Source organism: Litoribacter ruber (assembly GCF_018449405.1).
Classification (GTDB): Bacteria; Bacteroidota; Bacteroidia; order Cytophagales; family Cyclobacteriaceae; genus Litoribacter; species Litoribacter ruber.
Genome location: NZ_JAHCMY010000016.1, coordinates 41,036 through 63,289, shown reverse-complemented (window position 1 = coordinate 63,289; position 22,254 = coordinate 41,036). Strand labels below are relative to the sequence as shown.

Annotated in this window: 19 protein-coding genes; 15 read left to right on the top strand and 4 right to left on the bottom strand. The window is 39.9% G+C overall.

The genetic code is table 11. From position 1 onward, the window contains the following. Positions 1-344: 344 nt before the first annotated feature. The gene (locus tag KI659_RS16795) at positions 345-1,124 is read right to left on the bottom strand and encodes a phytanoyl-CoA dioxygenase family protein (RefSeq protein WP_213946537.1); all 780 of its coding nucleotides are present in this window, start codon (positions 1,122-1,124) and stop codon (positions 345-347) included. 497 nt (positions 1,125-1,621) lie between these two features. Here KI659_RS16795 and KI659_RS16790 point away from each other — a divergent pair, with 497 nt between their 5' ends. The 7 genes from KI659_RS16790 (at position 1,622) to KI659_RS16760 (ending at position 6,929) form a co-directional block, all read left to right on the top strand. Then, the gene (locus KI659_RS16790; protein ID WP_213946536.1) at positions 1,622-1,945 is read left to right on the top strand and encodes an ArsR/SmtB family transcription factor; all 324 of its coding nucleotides are present in this window, start codon (positions 1,622-1,624) and stop codon (positions 1,943-1,945) included. Between the two features lie 4 nt (positions 1,946-1,949). Next, complete coding sequence (locus KI659_RS16785) at positions 1,950-2,417, top strand: SRPBCC family protein (RefSeq protein ID WP_213946535.1); 468 nt, start codon at positions 1,950-1,952, stop codon at positions 2,415-2,417. A 6-nt stretch (positions 2,418-2,423) separates the two neighbouring features. Next, positions 2,424-2,801 carry a DoxX family protein gene (locus tag KI659_RS16780; protein ID WP_213946534.1) on the top strand — a complete coding sequence of 126 codons (378 nt, stop codon included), beginning with the start codon at positions 2,424-2,426 and terminating at the stop codon, positions 2,799-2,801. 2 nt (positions 2,802-2,803) lie between these two features. Continuing rightward, complete coding sequence (locus KI659_RS16775; RefSeq protein ID WP_213946533.1) at positions 2,804-3,442, top strand: YdeI/OmpD-associated family protein; 639 nt, start codon at positions 2,804-2,806, stop codon at positions 3,440-3,442. Between the two features lie 178 nt (positions 3,443-3,620). Continuing rightward, a complete protein-coding gene (locus KI659_RS16770) occupies positions 3,621-4,790 on the top strand; it encodes an alpha/beta hydrolase-fold protein (protein WP_213946532.1) in 1,170 nt (389 codons plus the stop codon). Between the two features lie 786 nt (positions 4,791-5,576). Then, positions 5,577-6,341: a type I methionyl aminopeptidase gene (gene map, locus KI659_RS16765; RefSeq protein ID WP_213946531.1), complete on the top strand. Its 765-nt coding sequence runs from the start codon at positions 5,577-5,579 to the stop codon at positions 6,339-6,341. 168 nt (positions 6,342-6,509) lie between these two features. Beyond that, entirely contained in the window at positions 6,510-6,929 is a 420-nt protein-coding gene (locus KI659_RS16760) for a lysozyme inhibitor LprI family protein (protein WP_213946530.1), read from the top strand. Between the two features lie 350 nt (positions 6,930-7,279). On the opposite strand, the gene KI659_RS16755 is transcribed toward KI659_RS16760, so the two are convergent. Next, positions 7,280-7,870 (bottom strand): hypothetical protein, encoded by a 591-nt coding sequence (locus KI659_RS16755; RefSeq protein WP_213946529.1) that lies wholly within the window; start codon positions 7,868-7,870, stop codon positions 7,280-7,282. A 446-nt stretch (positions 7,871-8,316) separates the two neighbouring features. Here KI659_RS16755 and hsdR point away from each other — a divergent pair, with 446 nt between their 5' ends. Genes hsdR through KI659_RS16730 form a run of 5 tightly spaced genes read left to right on the top strand, consistent with a single transcriptional unit; the run spans position 8,317 to position 16,450 of the window. Beyond that, positions 8,317-11,550 carry a type I restriction-modification system endonuclease gene (hsdR, locus tag KI659_RS16750; RefSeq protein WP_213946528.1) on the top strand — a complete coding sequence of 1,078 codons (3,234 nt, stop codon included), beginning with the start codon at positions 8,317-8,319 and terminating at the stop codon, positions 11,548-11,550. A gap of 9 nt (positions 11,551-11,559) precedes the next feature. Then, positions 11,560-13,023: a class I SAM-dependent DNA methyltransferase gene (locus KI659_RS16745; RefSeq protein ID WP_213946527.1), complete on the top strand. Its 1,464-nt coding sequence runs from the start codon at positions 11,560-11,562 to the stop codon at positions 13,021-13,023. Beyond that, the gene (locus KI659_RS16740; RefSeq protein ID WP_213946526.1) at positions 13,020-14,366 is read left to right on the top strand and encodes a restriction endonuclease subunit S; all 1,347 of its coding nucleotides are present in this window, start codon (positions 13,020-13,022) and stop codon (positions 14,364-14,366) included. Before KI659_RS16745 ends, KI659_RS16740 begins: the two co-directional genes overlap by 4 nt. Positions 14,367-14,387: 21 nt before the next feature. Further along, positions 14,388-15,257 (top strand): TIR domain-containing protein, encoded by an 870-nt coding sequence (locus tag KI659_RS16735; RefSeq protein WP_213946525.1) that lies wholly within the window; start codon positions 14,388-14,390, stop codon positions 15,255-15,257. Beyond that, complete coding sequence (locus KI659_RS16730; protein ID WP_213946523.1) at positions 15,257-16,450, top strand: SIR2 family protein; 1,194 nt, start codon at positions 15,257-15,259, stop codon at positions 16,448-16,450. The genes KI659_RS16735 and KI659_RS16730 overlap by 1 nt, the downstream gene beginning before the upstream one ends. A gap of 11 nt (positions 16,451-16,461) precedes the next feature. On the opposite strand, the gene KI659_RS16725 is transcribed toward KI659_RS16730, so the two are convergent. Together KI659_RS16725 and KI659_RS16720 are read right to left on the bottom strand one after the other, a co-directional pair. Further along, positions 16,462-18,909, bottom strand: coding sequence for a S8 family peptidase (locus KI659_RS16725; RefSeq protein ID WP_213946522.1), 2,448 nt, complete (start codon positions 18,907-18,909; stop codon positions 16,462-16,464). Between the two features lie 9 nt (positions 18,910-18,918). Next, on the bottom strand, positions 18,919-19,887 hold the full coding sequence (locus tag KI659_RS16720; RefSeq protein WP_246535451.1) for an AAA family ATPase: 969 nt from the start codon (positions 19,885-19,887) through the stop codon (positions 18,919-18,921). 184 nt (positions 19,888-20,071) lie between these two features. Here KI659_RS16720 and KI659_RS16715 point away from each other — a divergent pair, with 184 nt between their 5' ends. The 3 genes from KI659_RS16715 (at position 20,072) to KI659_RS16705 (ending at position 22,009) form a co-directional block, all read left to right on the top strand. Then, positions 20,072-21,124, top strand: a complete 1,053-nt coding sequence (locus KI659_RS16715) for a helix-turn-helix domain-containing protein (RefSeq protein WP_213946521.1) — start codon at positions 20,072-20,074, stop codon at positions 21,122-21,124. 107 nt (positions 21,125-21,231) lie between these two features. Further along, on the top strand, positions 21,232-21,402 hold the full coding sequence (locus KI659_RS16710; RefSeq protein ID WP_213946540.1) for a hypothetical protein: 171 nt from the start codon (positions 21,232-21,234) through the stop codon (positions 21,400-21,402). Positions 21,403-21,526: 124 nt separating this feature from the next. After that, positions 21,527-22,009 (top strand): hypothetical protein, encoded by a 483-nt coding sequence (locus KI659_RS16705; protein WP_213946520.1) that lies wholly within the window; start codon positions 21,527-21,529, stop codon positions 22,007-22,009. Positions 22,010-22,254: the final 245 nt, after the last annotated feature.

Genomic DNA, 22,254 nt, shown 5'->3' with positions numbered 1-22,254 from the left:
AGTACAGACACCGCAGTCTGGCTTACTTCAGTGTATGGGTCACCCCAAACCACCTTGCCACTTGCTTGGCTTCGGGACGTAACCCCCGCGCTTAGGGACTTTCACCCGTTGGAACGGTCAACTTTTTGACCTATATTCACCATTCAAGGCACACACAGCACCTACACGCAAGCAGGGGTTTTGTGCTTCGTAGAACAGGAAAGTGCTATATTTGTAGTTCAGTTCTTCGTAGGAAGTTCCGTGGTGAAAATCCCTGCCTGCGTGTAGCTGCGAAACGTTATGGGCAACTCCAAAAAAGAAAGAGGCTGTTAAAAACAACCTCCTTCAATGTGACTTCATGATGATTAATCTAATCCTAAACGAATAGCCATTTCAACGGGAGAATAGCTGACATCAGAATCTGAAATAGAGAATTCTCCCCTTAACAACAAAGGTGGTTGTGCCATAAATTTAGGCGTACTGCCCCTATGAGGTTGAGCTGAATGAACCAAGAACGGATGACATAGGTAAACTGTACCTGCCTTACCAGTGGCAAACACTTCTTTTCTTTTTGGCAGCTCCTCTAACTTCCCTGCAAGTTCCATAAAAGAAAGCCCTAAATCTCCTTCTTTCGACAATAATCTTGCAACATCAATATGAGAACCCTCATAAATGACCGTTGGAGCATCATTTTCGCTGACATCAGAATATAAAATCAACATTAATAATGCTCGTCCTTTCGATTTGACGTTGACACGCCATTCAAAATAATTGTTAGGATCATTTCCAGGAAAGCTTACATCAACGTGTTTACCAGTGTCATTAGGTTGCTGATCAGATGGGAATCTGACAGGAAACGTTCCTACACTCCGACAAGGAATCCATTTGTCCTTACCTATTAACTGATTAAAAGCGTTATGTAACTTTGGCGTGTTTACAGAATTAACGAAAGGTTCATTGGTGTACATTCCCAAACGAATTACAGGCTCAATCCTGGTTGAAGGATTTGACCTGTCATAAGGGAGGTCATTCCAAAGAATATCTAAAGCAGCGTCTGCTATTTCTTTGGAAAATGAATTATCAAGACGTACAAAACCGTTATGGATAAAATGCTCTATTTCCTTTTTACTTAGTATATCTGACATAATTTTTTTGTTTAAAACCAACCACATACAGCGACAAATCCTGTCGACAAGTAGACTTGGCTTTAAGATTATTAATAAAATGAATGAATAATAGAAAAGTACGCTTTGTATAAATAAAGCGCATTGCTTAAAGAACTAAGCTTGAAAGGAATATTATAGCATTACGGTCATTCTCATAGCAACAAAATTAAAAAAAATCTCTACACGAACAAAACAAAAAAGGGTATGCACATAACAGCACCTACCCAAAAGTGGCGGTAAAGTGTTTCATAGGGCAGTTTTTTGTATATTTAAACGACAGTTCTCCAAATGAAAATTGGTACATAAAATCGCCGCCTTCGGGTAGCTGCGAACCGTTATGGGCAAGGCTAACAGAGCGACACAGCAACATAATCCATAGTCCTATTTAGACTTTAAATCACACCGACAGAAAAAATGAAAGAAAAATTTGCGTAGCTAAATAACTACGCTTAAATTTGTAGCCAAATAACTTCATAATGAATTTAAGAAGAGACGTATTCCAAGCCATTGCAGACCCGACAAGAAGGGCTATCCTACTTCTTCTCGCCACGCAATCAATGACAGCAGGGGTTATTGCTTCCAATTTCGACACGGCAAGACCAACAGTTTCAAAGCACCTTCAAATTTTGACAGAGTGCGAATTGCTAAAACAAGAGCAGCAAGGACGAGAAATATACTATCACCTCAATGCTGACAAAATGAAAGAGATAGCCGACTTTTTAGAACCATTCAGAAAACATTGGGACGACAGATTTAATAAGTTGGAACAAGTAATGCAAAACTATCAATCAAAAAAATAATATCGTGGAACAGAAAACAAATCTAATAGCCAAAGACGGCAAACAGGAAATTTTAATCACCAGAACATTTGACCTGCCTGTAAACCTTCTTTTCAAGGCATACACAGAACCCGAATTGGTGGAACAATGGATGGGTAACAAAGTCTTGAAATTGGAAAATCAAGCTCACGGAAGTTACCAATTTGAGACAACGGACGGACAAGGCAATGTTTTGTTTCGGGCGAACGGCTCTATTCATAAAGTGATTGAAAACAAAAATATCACACGGACTTTTGAAATGGAGAATTCAGGTTTTCCTGTTCAACTTGAATTTTTAGATTTTGAACCAATCACAGAAGACACAAGCAAGCTGACAATGAAAATTGTTTTCAAGTCAGTGGCTGACAGAGATAATATGCTCAAACTTCCTTTTGTTCAAGGAATTAATATGGCTCATAACCAACTCGAAAAAGTAATCAGTAAATTAAAATAACAGACAATGAAAAAAAGAGATAAAATCATTTATTGGGTGGCAACCATTTGGCTTAGTTTAGGAATGGTATCCACAGGAATAGTCCAACTCATTCAAATGGAAGAAGAAGTTCAAAAAATGAATACCCTTGGCTACCCTTCCTACTTCCTGACAATAATAGGTGTTTGGAAAATCTTAGGAGTAATTGCAGTACTTATTCCAAAATTTCCATTAGTAAAAGAATGGGCTTATGCAGGATTTTTCTTTTTGATGTCGGGAGCAATTTTTACACACCTTGCCGTAGCTGATGAAGCCGTTGAATATTTCGGTCCTGCTTTATTACTTGTATTAACAGTTGTGTCGTGGTATTTCAGACCAGCAGACAGAAAACTAATAAACAGCTAATTATGAAATTTGAACTTAATCCACAAGTTGACAAATATCTGCTTGACGGCTGTATGCGTTGCAAGTATGGCGGAACCCCACAATGCAAAGTCCATAATTGGCGTGAAGAATTGGAAATGCTTAGACAAATTGTTTTGGAAACAGGATTGACAGAAGAAGTAAAATGGGGAGCACCTGTTTATACGCACAAAGGGAAAAACATTGTTTCGGTCGGTGCATTGAAGGAATCGGCAAACATTGGTTTTTTCAAAGGAGTTTTACTAAATGACAAACACAAAATACTTCAACAACAAGGAAATTTGCAGTCAGACAGAATTGTAAAATTCACCAATGTTAAAGAAATTGAAAAAATTAAAGATGTCTTAAAAGCTTACGTTTTGGAAGCGATAGAGATTGAAGAAAGTGGGAAAAAAGTAGAATTCAAGAAAAATCCTGAACCAATTCCTGACGAACTTCTTGAAGCATTTGAACAAGACCCTGCATTTAAGCAAGCATTTTCTGCATTAACAGCAGGACGACAAAGGGGCTATATCATTCATTTTTCACAACCCAAGCAATCACAAACAAGAATTGGACGAATAGAAAAATACAAAGAACAGATTTTTAACGGTATAGGACTGAATGACAAGTATAGTTGTTGACGACAGAAAAGAAGCCCAGCCCATAACAGCACCTACACGCAAGTAGGGGTTTTGTGCTTCGTAGAACAGGAAAGTGCTATATTTGTAGTTCAGTTCTTCGTAGGAAGTTCAGTGGTAAAAATCCCTGCCTGCGTGTAGCTGCAAAATGTTGTGTGTGACAATTTAAAAATCGTAGGATATGAAATTTAAAACTGGATATTGTTTCCTTCTATTATTATTTGCTTTTAATCAAGCAATTGCTCAACATATTGCAAGAGTTGATAACATAAAAATTCAGTCAAAAAAATTGAATCAAGAAAGGGAAATTTTAGTTTACACACCTACTGATTATGATTATCGCATCAATGAATTCTTTGAAGTGATTTACGTTTTTGACAGCCAAAATAGAGAATTTTTCGATTTTACAAGTTCGACTATTTCTTTTTTAACAAATGCCACAAAAAATTACATTGTGGTTGGAATTACCTCGCCATACAATAAGGAACTTGACTACTCAAGAAACAATGACTTATTACCTGTCTTACAAACTGGAAAATCAATTGAAAGATATGGAAGGTATTCCGGGAATGCTGATAACTTTTTGGAATATGTTACTACAGAAGTGATCCCCTTTATAAATTCAAATTACAGAACATTGAACCATCCTATAGCAGTCGGCCACTCTTTGGGAGCTTCGTTTGTTTTATATTCCTTAGTTAAAAAACCAAATACATTCAATAATTATATAGCAATCTCTCCTAATTTAGCTTATGAAGATGAAAAACTTAGTAAAGCACTTATGGACTTTGACTACAAAAAAATAGAAAGCTTCACCTATTTATATTTAAGTAATGCTAATGAAGGAATTGACTATTGGGAAGAATGGAAACCTGCAAGAAAAAAAGTTCACTCATTTTTGAAAGATGTTTTGAAAGAGGAAAAGATAGCAGTAGAAATTGCTGATTATTCAAATAATAATCATTGGAATACTTTTCCTCCAAGTTTAAATAATGCTTTAGAGTATTATTTTACAAACATTCTTGAAAAGCAAATAAATGAATTGTCTAAAGAAGATTACGATGTGACTATTCGGGTAAAAGTACCCACAGAAAATGACACGGTTTATATAACTGGTAATCAATCTAACTTAGGCGAGTGGAATCCTGGGAAAATACAAATGCAAAAAGTTTCTGAATATCACAGGGAAATAACACTAACGTTAAGAAGCCCAGCACAATTTAAATTTACAAGAGGAGATTGGGATACAGAAGCAGTAATAAAAGGAACCTACGGAAATGCCATTATAAAGCCTGAATTAAATAAAGAATTTAATTTTGAAATCCAAAACTATTTTGATGGGGAAGAATAGCCACACACAATCGAGTAGATGGCCGTGAGCCATAAGCCCACAGCCTGTCCCGCTTTTTCTGCGGGAGGGCGCATTTTCAAAATTGGAGATGAGGAAGAAGTGTATATGCGGAATGCCCCCTTGCAGGGGCGAAAAATTTTTCGCCCCTGCAAGGGGGCAACGGGGTAAACATATTAATTCAGATTCCATAAGCTTATTAGGTGTGAAAAAGATATAGCTACCGGGAATTTCCATTTGGTATTCATTTACCAGGTAGAAAACATTCACGACTTGGCAAAACCTGACGATAATAATTTAATTGAACTACATCCGGGATTGGCCAATGCGCTTTCATCCGTAACTTATTCCACATCAAGAGGGGTCCTTTTGACTAGATTACAAGGTACCGCACTGCAAACCTTTGTATTGCCCATCATTAATCCAGGTAGTCTACTTCACAACAAAAAAGATTGAAAAGACACATCCAATAACCATCTCAATGGGGATGGTCCGATTTCTGGACTGACTGGATGGAAAGGCTGGAGTCAAGAGATTCAAGATGATGAGAACCGTTACCTCTGAGATGGATGCAGAGCATGAGATTTTGGGGTATATGGTGGTAAAATGATTAGCAATGAATAGAAGTGGCCTATTAATCTTTCTTTGACGGAATGCCCTAGGCCATCTTGTGATATTAAGCCAGATAAATCCGGACCTTTATGAGGCTTACGGAGATTTCGAGTTATGTGTCAGTCTAGCAAAGGGACCGTTCAACGAACAAACAAATAAAATAAAAAGAAGACGAATATGTCAATAACAAGAGAGGAAGAACTTATCGGAATGAAAAAAGCGAGTGAAGCAGTTGCTTTGACTTTAAAAGAAATGCGAAGCTACGCTAAACCTGGTATGACAACAAAACAATTAGACAATTTTGGAGCAAATATCCTGTTGGACTTTGGAGCCAAGTCAGCACCTTTTTTGACTTATGGTTTTCCAGGTTGGACTTGTATCAGCGTGAACAATGAATTTTGCCATGGTATTCCGTCCAACAAAAGAATATTAAAAGAAGGTGATTTGGTGAACATAGATGTTTCAGCAGAGCTTGACGGCTTTTGGTCAGACAATGGTGGCTCATTTGTACTTGGAAAAGATATTAATCAACATCAAAAACTCATTGAAGCATCACAAGAAATTTTGCAAAAAGCAATCTATAACATTAAAGGTGGTGTTCGCATTTCAGACATCGGACATATAATGGAAACCGAAGCAAAAAAAAGGGGTTTTAAGGTTATTAAAAATCTTGGTGGACACGGCATAGGTAAAAGTTTACACGAACAACCTGATGAATTATTGAATTATAGAAGCCGATTTGACCAAAGACGATTTAAGAAAAATTCAGTTGTAGCAATTGAAACTTTTATCTCAACTACCTCCACTTATGCTACAGAACTTAATGATGGTTGGACAATGGTAGGAAACAAAGGGGGATTTATGGCACAACACGAACATACAATTGTGGTTACAGATAAAAAACCAATCGTATTGACAGAAATGAATGATATTTGGGAATGAATAAGCCCGAACATTTATTAGCTTAAATAATTTAAGAAGGGTAAAGTAATAAATTTAAGCTTTATGTATTCAAGAAAGTTTGCTGCAAGGGGAGTGGAAGATTCTTCGAAAAGCCCAACGTTTCTTAGCCGCGAACCGTCATAAAACAGCCAAATAAAATCCCAATCAATGAAAATCCTCCTGACACTGATATTAGCCACTTTCTCTGTAATCACTTACGGACAGGTCGATAGAACAAACCAAATTGACAAGGAGCTTCAAGATTGTCTTGATTCAAGTGAAAACTTCACAACCATAGGAATGACCGACTGTGTGCGAGCTGCGACAGAAAAATGGGACGCCGAATTAAACAAAGCGTACAGGGAGCTTTTGGACTTGCTGACCACTGAGCAAAAAGAAAAGCTAAGGATCGCTCAAAGTGAATGGATGGAATATCGAGACAAAGAGATCGAATTCTCAAACCAACTCTACTATGATATGCAAGGCACAATGTGGCGGCAGATTGCAGCCCGGACCAAACTCAACCTGTCAAGAAACAGAACCATAGAGCTTGAAAGTTACATTGCCAATTTGACTATCGACAAGTAAGGGATCACGACTGATGCAAGTAATGGAACTTTGAGTTCTGATCTGACTCGCAAAATCCGTTATGCCTACAATCTCTATAATTTATTTTTAATAATACGCCTTTTTGGCCACCAAGGCCCAAAGGCGCTAAGTTTTTTTTTGTATTAAAAGGGCTTTCAAGTGGTACTCCACAGCCTTTTTCTTTGTGTTCAAGTTTTTCTTTGCGACCTGGCGACTTTGTGGCTAATCCTTAAAGATACTCGCTAAGTTTTTGGCCACCAAGGCCCAAAGGCGCTAAGTTTTTTTATAGTATGAGGAATTTCAATGCAAGAGATATAAAGGAACTGTGGCTAGGGCACAAGTGGGTGTGGTTAAAGCTTATTAAATTCAAAAGTAAATGCGTCTTCAATTGCCAATATAAGGGTATTCATTTTATAATTATCTCTGTTTACAAAGTCATGATAATCATTTGGTATTAAACACAGTAGCTCATTGCATTCCTCTTTTATTTTCCAGTTTCCGGAACCATCGCAATATAAACATTCATGTTTAATCGCTTGAATAGTTTGGTGCAATATAGTGGTCTCATCAACGAATTTTTGAAAGAGCCTTTCTACGTGAGGAACATCAGCTAATTTGCAATAAGTGAATATTTGTGCTTGATGAGTGATAATCGTAGGTAATTTACTTTTGAATTCATTATACAAATTCAGCATGTTTTGAGGGCTTTTATCCCTTCCCAGTTCAAAAAAATCCAAATAAATCTTCACAAGGTTGTTAAATTCAAACATGGATTGTGACATCATATCCTTATGCCTCTCCCAAAGTGAATTTCCTCTAAAATTCTTGAACTGTTTCTTGGCAAAGAAGTAGGTTGCGATTATGAAACCAGCCTGTATGACAGTCGTAATGGCAATTAATGCAGAAGAGAATGATTCTTCAAATATAAATTTTAATTCCATAAATGATTGAGCTCTAATGTTTAAGAAGAGCTGTTTGTTCTCCTATGTTTATTTTCACCTCCTTCAGAAGAGGGTAAGAGTAGGGATTTAAAATATACTGTGACAGTTTGTGGCTAAGAGAGAGGTAATCTAATGAGAAAAAGCTCCCGATCGCTTAGGGGAATGCAGAACTCGATAAACATTTTACCCAGATTGAATTTATTAATATTTCAACATTCGAAACTAGATATCTTCCTGCCACCAGTAACTGAAAAGACCTTTTAAGATTCTTTACAATATGAAGCATAAAGTAAGAGGAAAAGGGTGGAAAATAATCAATTAAGGCGAAATTTTATTTAATAATCTCACTGCCCACCCCCATTTCTTTTTTATTCCACCTCCCTTTCCTATTTTAGGGACAGGTTTAGTTTGAACCCAAGTTTGGGGAGCAACTTTTCGTTTAAAAAATGAGTAAATCCAATTTTTCGTATCTGGAAAATGAATTCCCAATCCTTTTTAATATAGGACAGGCAGCAGAATTCAACCTTCATCAAGACCCCGTAACCTGCTTATTCAAACTCCGACAGTTTGGGGAGATAGTGACGGAGTATTTGTTCGAGGAACATCACCTCGAGTTTCCGTATGACAATTCCTTCCATAATAGACTTAAAACTCTAGAATTTGAAAGTGTCATACCCAACCAAGTCAAAGACCTCCTTCACGGCATCAAACACAAAGGAAATGTGGCGGTGCATCAGAACAAAGGATCTGTGGAAGAGGCTAAGGAGCTGTTGTTCTCCACCTTCAAAATAGGGAAGTGGTTTTATCAGGCTTACTCAGAGGAAAACGAGGACCTTTCTCATGTGAAGTTTCAGGTACCTGCTAAACTTGACGCCCGACATGCCCTTCAAGAACTGGAGACCCAATATACCAGCCTCCAAAAGGAATTTGAAAAACTCCTTGCCGAAAGGGACAAATCCGGATTGCCTGAAGCCAAGCAGGAAGAAATAAAAAACCGCTCCCAAAAAGCCGCCAAAAAGATAGAAATGTCAGAAGCGGAAACACGCATACTCATAGACGAGCAGCTGCGGAAAGCCGGATGGGAAGTGGACACCAAAAGCTTGAATTTCAAAACCCATAAAACCTTGCCGGAGCGGGGCCGAAACCTTGCCATTGCCGAATGGCCCTGCAACTCGAAATGGGCAGATTATGCCCTTTTTGTAGGTACGGAACTGTATGGCATCGTAGAAGCCAAAAAATATGCCTCGGATATCTCCACTGACCTCAACCAATCCAAAGTGTATGCTTCATTGGTGGAACCTGTTCAGGAAGCCACGCTCCTGGGGCAATGGGAAGAGTACAAAGTCCCCTTTCTGTTTTCTACCAATGGCAGGCCGTACCTGGAACAGATAAAAACCAAAAGCGGTGTATGGTTTTTGGACATCAGAAATGGATATTCCCGATCAAAAGCGCTCCAGGGTTGGTACAGCCCCAATGGATTGGTCAAGCTTTTCGAAAAGAACCTCAAAGAAGCCGAAAAGAAGCTTCAAACCGAACCCATGGATTTTCTCGAAAGTGAATCCGGTTTAAGGTTGAGGAAATACCAGATTAAGGCCATCAAAGCTGTGGAGCATAAACTCCTGGATCAGCCTGATGACAGGCGTAGCCTCATCACCATGGCCACCGGTACCGGCAAAACCAGAACCATGATCGGATTATGCTATAGGCTCATCCAATCAAACCGGTTCAAAAGGATTTTATTCCTGGTCGACCGCACCCTACTGGCGACCCAGGCAATCAATGCTTTTAAAGACAATAAGATAATAGGCTTGAATACCTTCTCGGAAATTTATGATGTCAAGGAATTGACGGATACCTTACCCGAACTTGATACCCGCTTACACTTTGCCACTGTACAAGGCATGGTCAAACGCCTCTTTTACAACAATAGTGAAGATGTCCCTGGCGTGGATCAATATGACTGTATTGTCATCGATGAGGCACATAGAGGATACCTACTGGACAGGGAGCTCGACGAAGAAGATCTGGAATTCAAAGACCAGAGGGATTACGTGAGCAAGTACCGGATGGTACTGGATTATTTTGATGCTTATGCCATCGGGTTGACGGCTACTCCTGCACTCCATACCACTGAGATTTTCGGAAAAGCAGTGTATACCTATTCCTACAGGGAGGCGGTCATCGATGGCTACCTCATAGACCATGAGCCACCCAAGATCATCAAAACCAAACTGGGAGAGGAGGGGATTGTCTGGGAAAAAGGAGCAAAACCCAAAGTCCTAGACCGGGAATCCAATGCACTGGTAGAGCTGGAACAACTTGAAGATGAGCTAAAGATCGAAATCTCCGGGTTCAACAAAATGGTGATTACGGAAAGCTTCAACCGTACCGTCATCCAACAGCTGGTCAAAGACCTTGATCCGGACGGTGAGGAGAAAACACTCATTTTTGCCGCCACCGATGAGCATGCGGATAGGGTGGTCCAGTACCTCAAGGAAGAATTTGCCGAATTGGGGATAGATGTTCCCGATGATGCTGTCCAAAAGATCACCGGCAAATCCTACGATCCCCAAGAACAACTGACCCGTTTCAAAAACGAAAAATATCCCAACATTGCTGTAACCGTGGATCTGCTGACCACCGGTATCGATGTGCCCTCTATCTGTAATCTGGTTTTTCTGAGAAGGATCAAATCCAGGATCCTCTATGAGCAGATGCTAGGCCGGGCGACCCGCAGATGTGATGAAATCAACAAAGAGGTTTTCCATATTTACGATGCCGTAAAAATCTATGAAACCCTCGAGGGCTTTACCCAAATGAAGCCGGTGGTGACCAATCCCAAAACCAGCTTCCGACAGTTGGTGGACGAGTTTGAGCACCTGGAAAAAGAGGATCGGGTAAAGAAACAAATCGATCAACTTATTGCCAAAATCCAGCGAAAAAAGAAATACCTCTCTGAGGAGAAAAAAGCCCTTTTTGAGTACAACAGCAAAGGGGAAAGCCCTGATGAACTGATAGAAAGCCTCAAAGCCGGGGAGCCTGGACTTTCCGTCCAAAAGATAATCCAGCTAAGTGGGCTATGGAAGTTTTTGGATGAATTGAAACCTGCTCCCGGGGTACAACTCGTATCGGAGCATGAGGACCGTTACCTCGGTACTGAGCGGGGTTACGGCACGGCCAAAAAGCCCGAAGACTATCTGGAGAATTTCGCCAAGTTTATAAAGGAAAATCAAAACAAAATAGAGGCCCTTAAAATTGTCCTCAGCAGGCCTACTGAATTGGACCGCAAGTCCTTAAGGGAACTGATGCTGGAACTGGATCAGGCGGGCTTCAATGCCAACACCCTGAATACCGCTTGGAGAGAGGCGAAAAATGAGGATATTGCGGCCGATATCATTTCATACATCCGGACCATGTCCATCGGTAGCTCCCTAATCAGCCACGAGGACAGGATTAAAAAAGCCGTAGATGCTATTCGAAAACAGCGGAAATGGAACACTACGCAGTTGAAATGGATAGACCGTTTTGAAAAGCAGCTGCTGAAAGAAACCGTCCTGAGCCAGGAAGACCTGGACAGGGATCCCTTTGATGGTGCCGGAGGCTACAAAAGACTGAACAAAATATTTGAGGATCAATTGGGGGATGTCCTTTCCCACTTGAACCGGAACCTATACGCGTAATTTATTTTCATGAGTGCAGAGCAAATTGCCAAAAAACTGTGGGAACTGTGTAATGTCCTCCGCGATGACGGAGTGACCTACCACCAGTACCTCAACGAACTTACCTACATCCTTTTCCTGAGATTGTCCGAGGTCAAGAAATTTGACCAAGACATACCTGAAAAATATAGGTGGACAAATCTCAAGGAGATTACCGACAACAAAGAGCTTTTCGATACCTATAGGGATTTGTTGGCCAACCTGGGAAGCCTTTCGACCAACGAAACCATTACCGAAATTTATACCAATGCGGCCACCACACTGAGAAAACCGGTAAACCTAAGAACCCTGATCACCAACATCGATCAGATCGACTGGTTTGAGGACGAGGAGCAGGACAAGATTGCCAGCATCTACGAAGAACTGCTGGAGAAGAATGCCGGCGAGAAGAAGAGTGGGGCAGGACAGTACTTTACCCCACGCCCGCTAATCAATGTAATGGTGGACCTCATGGCTCCAAAGGTAGGGGAGCGATGGAATGATCCGGCAGCCGGGACCTTCGGATTTATGATTGCCGCCAATGAATACCTCAGGCGCAAACATGATGATTACTATGAGCTGAATGAGAAGGAAAGAAGCTTTCAGGTCAATGAAGCCTTTTCCGGCTGCGAGCTGGTGCAAGACGCACATAGGCTTGCCCTGATGAATGCCAAGCTTCATGGGCTGGAAAGCAGGATAGAGATGGGAGATAGCATGACAGAGCTGGGCAAGACCTTCAAGAATTACGACGGCGTTCTGGCCAATCCTCCCTTTGGCACCAAGCAGGGTGGAGAGCGCCCGACCCGGGATGACTTTACCATAAAGACCAGCAACAAGCAGCTCAACTTTCTGCAGCATATCTATCGCTCTCTTCGCAGGGATACCGGCAAGGCAAGAGCCGCTGTGGTGCTTCCGGACAACGTGCTTTTCGAAGACAATGATGGACAGAAAATCCGCAGAGATTTGATGGACAAATGCGACCTGCATACGGTGCTCCGATTGCCTACCGGGATATTTTATGCAGCCGGTGTCAAGACCAATGTGCTGTTCTTTACCCGAGGCAAATCCGAGACAGGCAATACCAAGCGGGTATGGTTTTACGACATGCGTACCAATGCCCCCAGCTACGGCAAGCGAACCCAGTTTACCCGTGAGGCCTTTGCCGGATTTGTGAAGGCCTATACAGGAGGGGTTGCCTTGGATGCCGTGAAGGACCAATATGATGGCGCCGTGGATGAGGATAAGCGTTCTTCCATAGAGGATCCAAGATGGCAGGTTTTCACAAGGGAGCAGATAGCTGCCAAAAACGATTCCCTGGATATCGGCCTGATCGAGGATGAGAAGATCAGCAAAAATGCCGACTTGGGCCAGCCATTGGATATTGCAAAGCAGGCGGCGGATGAGTTGGATGCCATTAAAAAAGAGTTGGATAGGATAATTGCTTTGTTGGGATGATAGAGGAAAAATTGCCAAAGGGGTGGGATGTTTACCCCTTAATTAAACTACTGGAATTGTTGGAAACTGGTTCTAGACCAAAAGGTGGAGTTCAAGGAATTATTGATGGAATACCAAGTTTAGGAGGTGAGCACCTTGATTACAATGGAGGATTTAAGTTTGATAAACTGAAATTCATCCCATTGGAATTTGCTGAAAAGATGAAAAGGGGCAGAATTTATGATGGAGATGTTTTAATTGTAAAAGATGGTGCTACAACTGGCAAAACATCTTTTGTGGATGATAATTTTCCTTTTGATGAAGCATACGTTAATGAACACGTTTTTATTTGCAGACCCAATAAGAATCATTCTGGTAAGTTTATTTCATTCTTTTTAAGAAGTAAGGAAGGGCAAAAGAGGATTTTAGAAAACTTTACTGGATCGGCTCAAGGTGGGATAAATCAAAAATTTGCGCAGAACACTCAAGTACCAATCCCTCCCCTTCCCGAGCAGCAGCGAATTGTAGCCAAATTGGATGCCATGTTTGGACATTTGGATAGCTTGCGGGAGAAGATGGACGGGATACCGGTCTTGCTGAAAAACTTCCGACAGCAGGTCCTGACCCAAGCCGTGACGGGGGAGTTGACGAAGGAGTGGAGAGAGGGGAAGGGATTGGGAGAGTGGGAGGAGAAAAACTTGGAGGAAATTTGTATTTCTATAACTGATGGAGATCATCAAGCACCTCCTAAGGCAGAAAGTGGAATTCCATTTTTGGTCATTTCAGATATCAGCAATGGTAATCTAGATTTGGAAAAAGCTTCTAGATTTGTACCCATCCAATATTTTGAAAATTTAAAAGAATCTAGAAAACCTCAAAAAAATGACATTCTTTACACAGTTACTGGTTCAATTGGAATACCTGTATTATTAAAAAAAGATTATGAATTTACCTTTCAACGGCATATTGGCATCATAAGGCCAAGTGTCGAGCAAATAAATGAAAAGTTTTTATACTACACCCTAATGTCAGAATATTGTTTAACACAAGGAAGAAGTGTAGCCACTGGTACTGCGCAATTAACCATCCCATTAAGTGGCTTAAGGAAATACAATATTCCATTACCTGTAAAGGAAGAACAACTAGAAATTATTAAAAAAATAGATACACTCTTCTCCCTTGCCGACAAAATTGAATCAAAATATACTTCCTTAAAAGCCAAGATTGACCAATTGCCCCAGGCGATATTGGCAAAGGCATTTCGAGGGGACTTGGTAAGCCAGCAAGAGGACCAACTGTACCAAATTGAAGAGGCTGTGGAGTTGATGGCGGCGGAGAAAGCAGAATTATACAAATTAAAATAATTTGAAGGAAAAGATTGAACTTTGGCTATAAACATCGAATTGATTCAGTTCTTTATAAAGCGAATCTCAAATTCTAATTCTCAAACATTTGGAAGTGAAGTAGCGCATCTTTTTGAGCATCTTGAGAAAGAAGTTAAAGACAATCCGATTTATAAGATTTATGAATCCTCAAGGATTCGATGGAGAGAGTGGGAAGATGAAAGAGATGGTGAATTGGAGCTACCTGTTCAGTTTGAGGATGCTAAATATTATATCTATGACATCTATAAAAGAATCTCAGAACAGGGGAAAGAAGGATATAGCTTGGTTATTGAATACTTCCCAACTCGAAATTCTAATATAAATGACAAGGTAGCCTCTTTTAATGAACAATTACTTCCTTATCTCGCAGAAGCCTTAACAGACATTGTAAATGCAAATCCAGAAATAGAGGCCAAACCAAAAAAAGTTAGCGGAAATACCGTATTCATTATTCATGGGCATGATGAACTTTTAAAAACTGAAGTTCAGTTGCTATTACATAGAGCCGGGGTTAACAATATAGTTCTTCATGAACTAGCAGACAAAGGACGGAATATAATAGAGAAATTGATCGAAGAAACGGATTCTGCAAATTATGCAATAGCGCTTTTGTCACCGGATGATGTGCTCAATAATGGTACCAAGAGGGCGAGGCAAAATGTGATTTTGGAAATCGGTTATTTTTTGGGAAAACTCGGAAAGAGTCGTGTTAGACTGTTGAAAAAGGGAGAGGTTGAAATACCCACCGATTTAAGCGGAATTTTGTATCAAAATTATGATGAATCAGGCTCATGGGAAATAAAAATATGTAAGGAGCTCCAATCTGTCGGGATTTTTGTGGATTTGGAGGCTATTATTAGAATTCATTAATGAAAACAGCGATTTTATTAGGAGCCGGATTTTCCGCGCCAATGGGATATCCGATAGGAAATCAATTAAATGAAGCGATCTTAGGATTAGAAGGAACTGAATTTGGTTTTTCTACTGATTGCAAACTCGTTATTGATCATGAAACCGGTAAACGTCCAACTTCTCAAGTTAGATTTACCTATGATAATCAATTTGACTTCCTTCTTGAACTGATTAAGTTTTATCATAAAACAATAAAGGCTTTCGATTACGAAGAGTTCTATGACTTTATTTCTGAGGAAGATAAATGGCAATTGTTGTCAGAAAGCTTTCATAAGACTGCAGAAAAATATTATAATGAAATTTACAATGCTCCGCAGGACTTGATTCGAAACATTAAACCAATTTATAACCAAATTGTCGCATATTTTTTAAAAGATAAAAATGGTGACAATTGGTATGGAAATTCATCCCATTATTGTAAACCAACTTTTTCAGGATACACAGGTTTTCTTAATTGTTTAGAGCATTTAACTGAATTAGGAATTGTAGATATTCATACCTTAAATCATGACCTTTTTTTAGAAAGATTAAATAAAACTGATTGGCTTCAAGGAAATCTTTGTGATGGTTTTGAGGAAATGGGCTCCCCATATTTTGGAAAGCTTAAAACAAATTTAGATTCTTACATGGTCAGGCTTGCTAGGTATACAGGGAATTACACCAGTAATTTGAGATTGTACAAACTTCACGGAAGCGTTAATTATTATCCCTTTTATCGAAATGAAGGAGGTATGGCAATTCCTGAAATTTATGTTAAAACCAAAATCGGTATTGGTTCAAACAATCTATACAAGGAATTTCAAGATCAAAATGGAGAATTAGGATATGAAAATTGTTGGATCAATTATCATTCTGATTTTCTTTCAGGGACTTCTTCCAAAATTATCCGATATAGGGAGCCTCTTATATTCGAGCCTCTTTTTAAAAAATTCAAGGAGAATTTAAACTCCTCAGATCAACTAATCATCATTGGGTATGGTTGCAAAGATGAGGAGATAAACAGGATCATCCTTGAGAATTTTGACTACAAAAACAAGGGGTCGTTTATGGTTAATCCCTATCCTGGCGAAAAAGTCAGTGAGTTTTGTGAAATGTTAAGTTCAACATTGATTTCCGAAAATCTTGAAAATCTTCATAAAGAAATGTTTTAAAACCTTCTTCTTCAAATAGCTTCAACACCCACCCTTAATTTATTCAAAATCGGGGTCAGCAAATCTTCCGAATCTGTTTCTATGTTGATGATCAGACTGTATCGGACAGATTGGTTATAGCGTTTATGAATTGTTCTTGTTTTCCACCAGCCACCGGTTGGAATGATGGCCAGTTCATTTTTGGTAGCCAAATCAGCTGCATTGCCTATCCAGATATCTCTATGGATGGATCCTTTGTCCCTAATACTTTGACCGATTACCCAGTTTTCCCTTCCTTCTTGTTGATAATCCTCCTCTAAAGCTTCCCTTGCTTCTTTATTGATCCTTGCCAAAAAAGTAGTAGAAGTTTCATTGGTATCCTTCAATTTAAACCGAAGACCGAATGAAGCATAATTGTTTGCCTTGGCATACCTCTTATTGCCTGGATTGGGTTCTATAAAATAGGAGAGCGTTACATTCAACCTGACCTGTGTATTTCCCATTTCCAACAATTGGTCTTGCGGCCATGGAAGGGTGAACACGTGGCATTCATTGGCCTGAACCCTACTACTTTCAAATTTGTAAGGTGTAATGGTTTCTTGAACAACTAAGGAAACGGAATTCTGTAAGGTGTATAAAGCAGCAGGCAAAAATGGCACTCCGTAACCTACTGTCCTCAATAATTGAATTTTTTCAACTGTGGAAAGGTCTTCAATTTTCCTGTCGCCTAACATTTGATCTGTCCATTGGGCAGCATGGACCATGAGTGCCCTTACTGTTTCCGGCCAAATATTTGGATAATTTTCCAAAATACCTACAGCAAATTTGCTAGCAAATGCCGTGGCAGAGGAGGTTTCTCCAAAAGTTGAGAAAAGAGAACTTGCCATTCCTCCTTTTGAAATACTTAAAGGCATCAAGGAATCAGGATCACAAAGACCGCTATTCCATTCTGCCGCATTTCCTCCTTCAAAAACAACTTCGGGCTTTATTGCCCATACTTTTCCCCAATTCATGCTTGTACTGCTTGAAGGAGCTAACTGCCCCCTTTGCGCCAGAAGAGTTGATCCTGGATATTTGGATAAATCAATTCTATCTTTCAAAGTATATGCTCCTATGGTCAGGGCATTGAAAGCTTGGGCAGGATCATGTATACTGTTATCCTGATTGGATAAGGGATATTCCAGCCACCTATGATTTGGAATATTTCCTGCGGAAACCAATATTAACCGTTTCCAATCTTCTTCTCCGAAGGCTGATTTGTCTATTGCCGCAGACCATGCACTAGGTCTGCCAAAATGGGTATCTCCATCAGCAGTAATGGCCATGCAGAATACTCTTTGTTGGATGGGGTTTGTCTCCGCCCTGGCTATGGCCTCTTCTGTAACCGCACCATATTGATCTGGATCTGTAGGCTTTGATTGCTGAATCAACTTTATACTTTCCAATCGGTGGAAAATCCTAATGCTTTCCCTAGATACTAAAGCTTCAGATAAATCCCCAAATAAGATGATTCCGGACATAGCTGTTCCGTGGCCTGGAAAACGCCAAGAATCATTAGTCCCCCATGAAGGGTCTACCGTATCCACTTGGATATGGGAATTCAAATATGCCAGTAAGGGATGGTTTTCATTGATGCCAGAATCCAAAAGGCATACTGACAAGTTTGAATTTTCCTGAATTTCTAATTGCTGAGCCAAGTTGGCGATCCAGTCTCTTTGTTCAGGAATATCCATGGAAGTAAAAACATCAGACACCTCTACTGGCTTTCTCAATTCATCAAGATATTGAGAATATAGCAGTGGTTCAGCCAGTTGTTTGGCACTTCCTTTTGCTAGCATCACCAAGTGTTCTGGAAAAACCATAAAACGAGAGGATATCTGTACACCAAATGCTTGTAATCGTTCAGTAATTTCCGCACGGACAGCTTCTGCTGCTGAGGCAGTTATATCCAACCAAATCTCCCACCACACTGCCTGTTCATGATCAGGGAAAGAGATTTCAGGCTCCTGCCAAAAGGACTTTAAAGTAGCCTGATGTATGGACTCCAGGTTGGATAATAGGCTTGCGTTTTTAGGATTTCCTTTTTCTGTATTTCTTTCTGGTTTAGAATAGGCAGATATTTTTTCTAGAAAATCTTTGACCCCTTTCTTGGAAAGATAAATCGTACTGAAGGTTTTTTCCTTACCATCTTCCTTTATTACCTGTTTTAAAGAAGCAATTCTGATATCACCTGCTTTTGCTTCAAATTTCTTGATATCAAGTTCAAAACCAGGGTAAGTTTCAAGCTCCACATATACGAAATCACCGGGCTCACCTTGCCAAAAATCTAAAAAAGCTTCTTCAAAATCATTTTTTAGCTTATTCCCGTGTTTGGTTTGATCGATGTTTTTGTTTGTTTTAAACCTACCAGTTCCTAGGGGAGTAAAGCTTATTGATCTGACTTTGTTCTCTAAAAAAATATGCTTAAAAAATCCATTCATGTGTTTTAATTAGTAGGTTCTCTTTCTAGCCATTATATACTGAATAATTTTTTCTTCGGTTAAATGATTTTCTCCATAGAGAAGATAATCTTTCCAGATTTCCTCACATATTTTATAAATTTCCGCATAGCTCAAACCAAGAGACATTTTGGATAGCTGATCAAGATCTATAGCTTTTAGGACTCCTATCTCACCTATCCTAGCAGCGAAAATTTGTTTGATTTGTTCCGCTGAAGGATTAGAATAATTGATGATATCATCAAACCTTCGGAAAAGGGCAGTATCTAAGCTTTCCGGCAAATTGGTAGCAGCAATGATCAAACTATTGGATTTATCTTTTTCTATCTGTAGCAGAAAACTGTTTAAAACCCTTTTGATTTCGCCTACATCTTGAGTCTGAGTTCTGGTGCTGCCAATGCTGTCAAATTCATCAAACAGATATACAGCCCTAAAGTCCATCATGGCATCAAAAATCAAACGAAGCTTCGCTATGGATTCACCAAGGTATCTGCTGATAAGGCCATCCAATCGAATGACAAATAAAGGAAGTCCTAATTCTCCAGCTAATGCATGGGCAGTCATGGTCTTCCCTGATCCGGGAGGTCCCACTAGAAGTAATTTCCTTCGAGGTTGCAGGTTATGGCTTAATAACTTATCCAAATGCCTTTGTTCGTGGATGACTTTAGCCAAACTCTCCTGAATATCCTTGGAAAGTACCATGTCTTTCATTCTTGTGTCCGGACTGACCAGTTCCAAGAGATCATTCAGTTCTTTTTGTGCAGCATTGACAGGTAGTCTTTTGACTACTGCTTTGGAAGATTTCCCTTTGTCAATCAACTTTTTCAATTCCTCAGCCAGAGCAACATGCCCTTTTCTAGCCTCAGAGGCGGCAATTTGCATAGCAGTAGCATAGAAGCGGGATTCATCCCCCTCCCCAAATGATTTGATCAATGTTTTTATTTGTTCAGCCGCTGCCATATAGAATTACCAAAAATTTAATCTCCAAAATATAAACGTAAAATAATACAATATGCCTCAACATGCCATGAAATATCTTGCTTTCTTTTTTTAAGGTTTAATACTGATTGACATATTGGGTTTATAAACATAATTTGTCAACTGAAATGAGTATTTTTACTGCAAATCAATTTATTTATAACCCATGAAATACTTCGGCTCCCGCCTCAAATCAGCCAGATTGATGAATGGCCTATCCCTGCAGGGGCTGGCGGATAGGATTGAAAACCGTGTCACCAAGCAAGCCCTCAGCAAATATGAAATGGGGCAGGTGATCCCAGATTCGGAAATGATCGGCCTCCTGGCAGAGGCACTTGGTGTCAGGCCGAATTATTTTCATGCCGATACCATAGTGGAATTTGGGGAAATTGAATTTCGTAAGCTGGCAAACTATCCTGTCAAGGAAAAAAACAGGATTGTGGAGATTGCCAAGAATGAACTTAGCCGATACATAGAACTGGAGGAGATTCTGGGAATTGAAACCAAGTTTCACAACCCTCTCCATAATATGCCGATCAACTCCCAGGATGATATTGAAGTGGCAGCTGAGATGTTGAGAGATGCATGGGGGCTGGGAAGGGATGCTATATCCAATGTAATCGAGGTCCTGGAGGATCATCATGTGAAGGTATTGGAGATAGATTCTACCGAATCATTCGATGGGTTTGCCACCTGGGTAAATCGCGACATTCCTTTGATCGTTTTGAACAAATCCAGACTTGATGCTAATCTTGACAGAAAGCGGTTTACAGCACTGCATGAGTTGGCTCACCTACTGCTCGATGTCAATGGGCTTCCGGAAAAACAGAAAGAAAAAAAATGTCATGCATTTGCCGCGGCCATGTTGCTTCCGGCAGAAACCATGAAAAAAGAATTGGGCGGAAAGAGGACCAAACTTTCCATTCATGAACTATCTGCCATGAAGCAGCAATATGGAATTTCTATGCAGGCATTGGTATATAGGGCAAAGAATTTGGGGCTGATTTCAGAAAATTACTTCAAGCAATTCTATATGGTCTTTAACCAATTGGGCTATAGAGTGAATGAACCTGTAGAATATGAAGGGGTGGAGCATTCCAATCGATTTTCCCAACTCCTTTTTAGGGCTCTTGTGGAGGAGTTTATCAGCATGAGCAAAGCTGCAGCGTTGAAAAATCAAAAGCTGACAGAGTTCAGGAAGGAAAATATTGTCATCTGATGAGAATTGCTGTCACCGATGCCTGTATTTTTATTGATCTGATTGAACTGGATCTTATTGCCTAATTTTTCCGCTTAGAAATTGAGTTTCATATTGCAGTGGAAGTGATGAACGAACTGTTTCCGGAACAGAAACAGGTATTGGAGGAATATCAGGCTATGAACAGGGTACTGGATATCCAGGGGCAATACGAGCAGTCCGGAGTAGCATTCTTCTTCAAGCAATGGGGAGGCAAGAACAAAAAGAAGGCAGGAAGGGAACTCAATGGCAGGACGTAGATGAGATGTCGGGGATGGCGCTGGATTTTAAACAGAAATAAACGGAATGGAAAAGGTATTGAAAGTTTTGGTTTTTGTGACATTAGGGGCTCTGATATTATACCTTGTGGTTATTTAAGAGTGGTTGGGAGCATATAGCTTTTTGATTTATCTTCCTTTGACCTTCCTTTCTATTGGCTCATTGGCTTTATTCATTATGCTAATCGTTATTGGGATTAAAGAGGCTAAAGTACCTGATGCCAAATTATTTTCCATATTGTTTATTGCAGGGGGCATGTTTCTTGGGGTTTATGATTTTCGTAATGGCCTTTTTTGGAATAAAACTCTGGAAGCGGCATTTATAGATGAAAGAAGCCGAATAAATCTTATGTTGTTTGAGAACGGTAATTATATCATTTTTGCTAACTGGTTTTTTGGGGAAGAAAGGTTTGAAGGTAAATATGAAATTAAAGAAGATACTTTGGTTTTTAAAAAGTCTCCTGTTACTGATAATGATTTTATAAGTACTGAGTCAATCATTGATTATAATGCTGGTAAGATCTACTTTAAGAAAGGGAAGGACGAGAAATATGATACCACTTGTTATTATTTCCAAATTGATTTTTAAATTGGTGTTGGTTCGGTTGATGCATGAGTTCTGTCGTTAGGGGTATCCACCCAGCAGTCAGCATCCGCAGGAATGACAGGCGTTTAAAGCCTGTAAACGGAGATTGGGATCAATGGATCCGGAACTTTTGGGAGGGGTCAGGATAGGCCGGATTATCCATACTAGCATAAAAACAGGAAAAAGGCCAACATTAAACAGGCATTTGGCTCAATGGCGGGTGAAGTGGTTACTCAATCAGCACCTTG

What these genes read in the sequence shown, in the direction of transcription:
- KI659_RS16795 (WP_213946537.1), bottom strand. Translation starts at nt 1,124, where the DNA reads ATGTCAGATATACTAAGTAAAAAGGAAATAGAGCATTTTATCCATAAC.
- KI659_RS16790 (WP_213946536.1), top strand. Translation starts at nt 1,622, where the DNA reads ATGAATTTAAGAAGAGACGTATTCCAAGCCATTGCAGACCCGACAAGA.
- KI659_RS16780 (WP_213946534.1), top strand. Translation starts at nt 2,424, where the DNA reads ATGAAAAAAAGAGATAAAATCATTTATTGGGTGGCAACCATTTGGCTT.
- KI659_RS16775 (WP_213946533.1), top strand. Translation starts at nt 2,804, where the DNA reads ATGAAATTTGAACTTAATCCACAAGTTGACAAATATCTGCTTGACGGC.
- KI659_RS16770 (WP_213946532.1), top strand. Translation starts at nt 3,621, where the DNA reads ATGAAATTTAAAACTGGATATTGTTTCCTTCTATTATTATTTGCTTTT.
- map (WP_213946531.1), top strand. Translation starts at nt 5,577, where the DNA reads ATGTCAATAACAAGAGAGGAAGAACTTATCGGAATGAAAAAAGCGAGT.
- KI659_RS16760 (WP_213946530.1), top strand. Translation starts at nt 6,510, where the DNA reads ATGAAAATCCTCCTGACACTGATATTAGCCACTTTCTCTGTAATCACT.
- KI659_RS16755 (WP_213946529.1), bottom strand. Translation starts at nt 7,870, where the DNA reads ATGGAATTAAAATTTATATTTGAAGAATCATTCTCTTCTGCATTAATT.
- hsdR (WP_213946528.1), top strand. Translation starts at nt 8,317, where the DNA reads ATGAGTAAATCCAATTTTTCGTATCTGGAAAATGAATTCCCAATCCTT.
- KI659_RS16745 (WP_213946527.1), top strand. Translation starts at nt 11,560, where the DNA reads ATGAGTGCAGAGCAAATTGCCAAAAAACTGTGGGAACTGTGTAATGTC.
- KI659_RS16740 (WP_213946526.1), top strand. Translation starts at nt 13,020, where the DNA reads ATGATAGAGGAAAAATTGCCAAAGGGGTGGGATGTTTACCCCTTAATT.
- KI659_RS16730 (WP_213946523.1), top strand. Translation starts at nt 15,257, where the DNA reads ATGAAAACAGCGATTTTATTAGGAGCCGGATTTTCCGCGCCAATGGGA.
- KI659_RS16725 (WP_213946522.1), bottom strand. Translation starts at nt 18,909, where the DNA reads ATGAATGGATTTTTTAAGCATATTTTTTTAGAGAACAAAGTCAGATCA.
- KI659_RS16720 (WP_246535451.1), bottom strand. Translation starts at nt 19,887, where the DNA reads ATGGCAGCGGCTGAACAAATAAAAACATTGATCAAATCATTTGGGGAG.
- KI659_RS16715 (WP_213946521.1), top strand. Translation starts at nt 20,072, where the DNA reads ATGAAATACTTCGGCTCCCGCCTCAAATCAGCCAGATTGATGAATGGC.
- KI659_RS16710 (WP_213946540.1), top strand. Translation starts at nt 21,232, where the DNA reads ATGAACGAACTGTTTCCGGAACAGAAACAGGTATTGGAGGAATATCAG.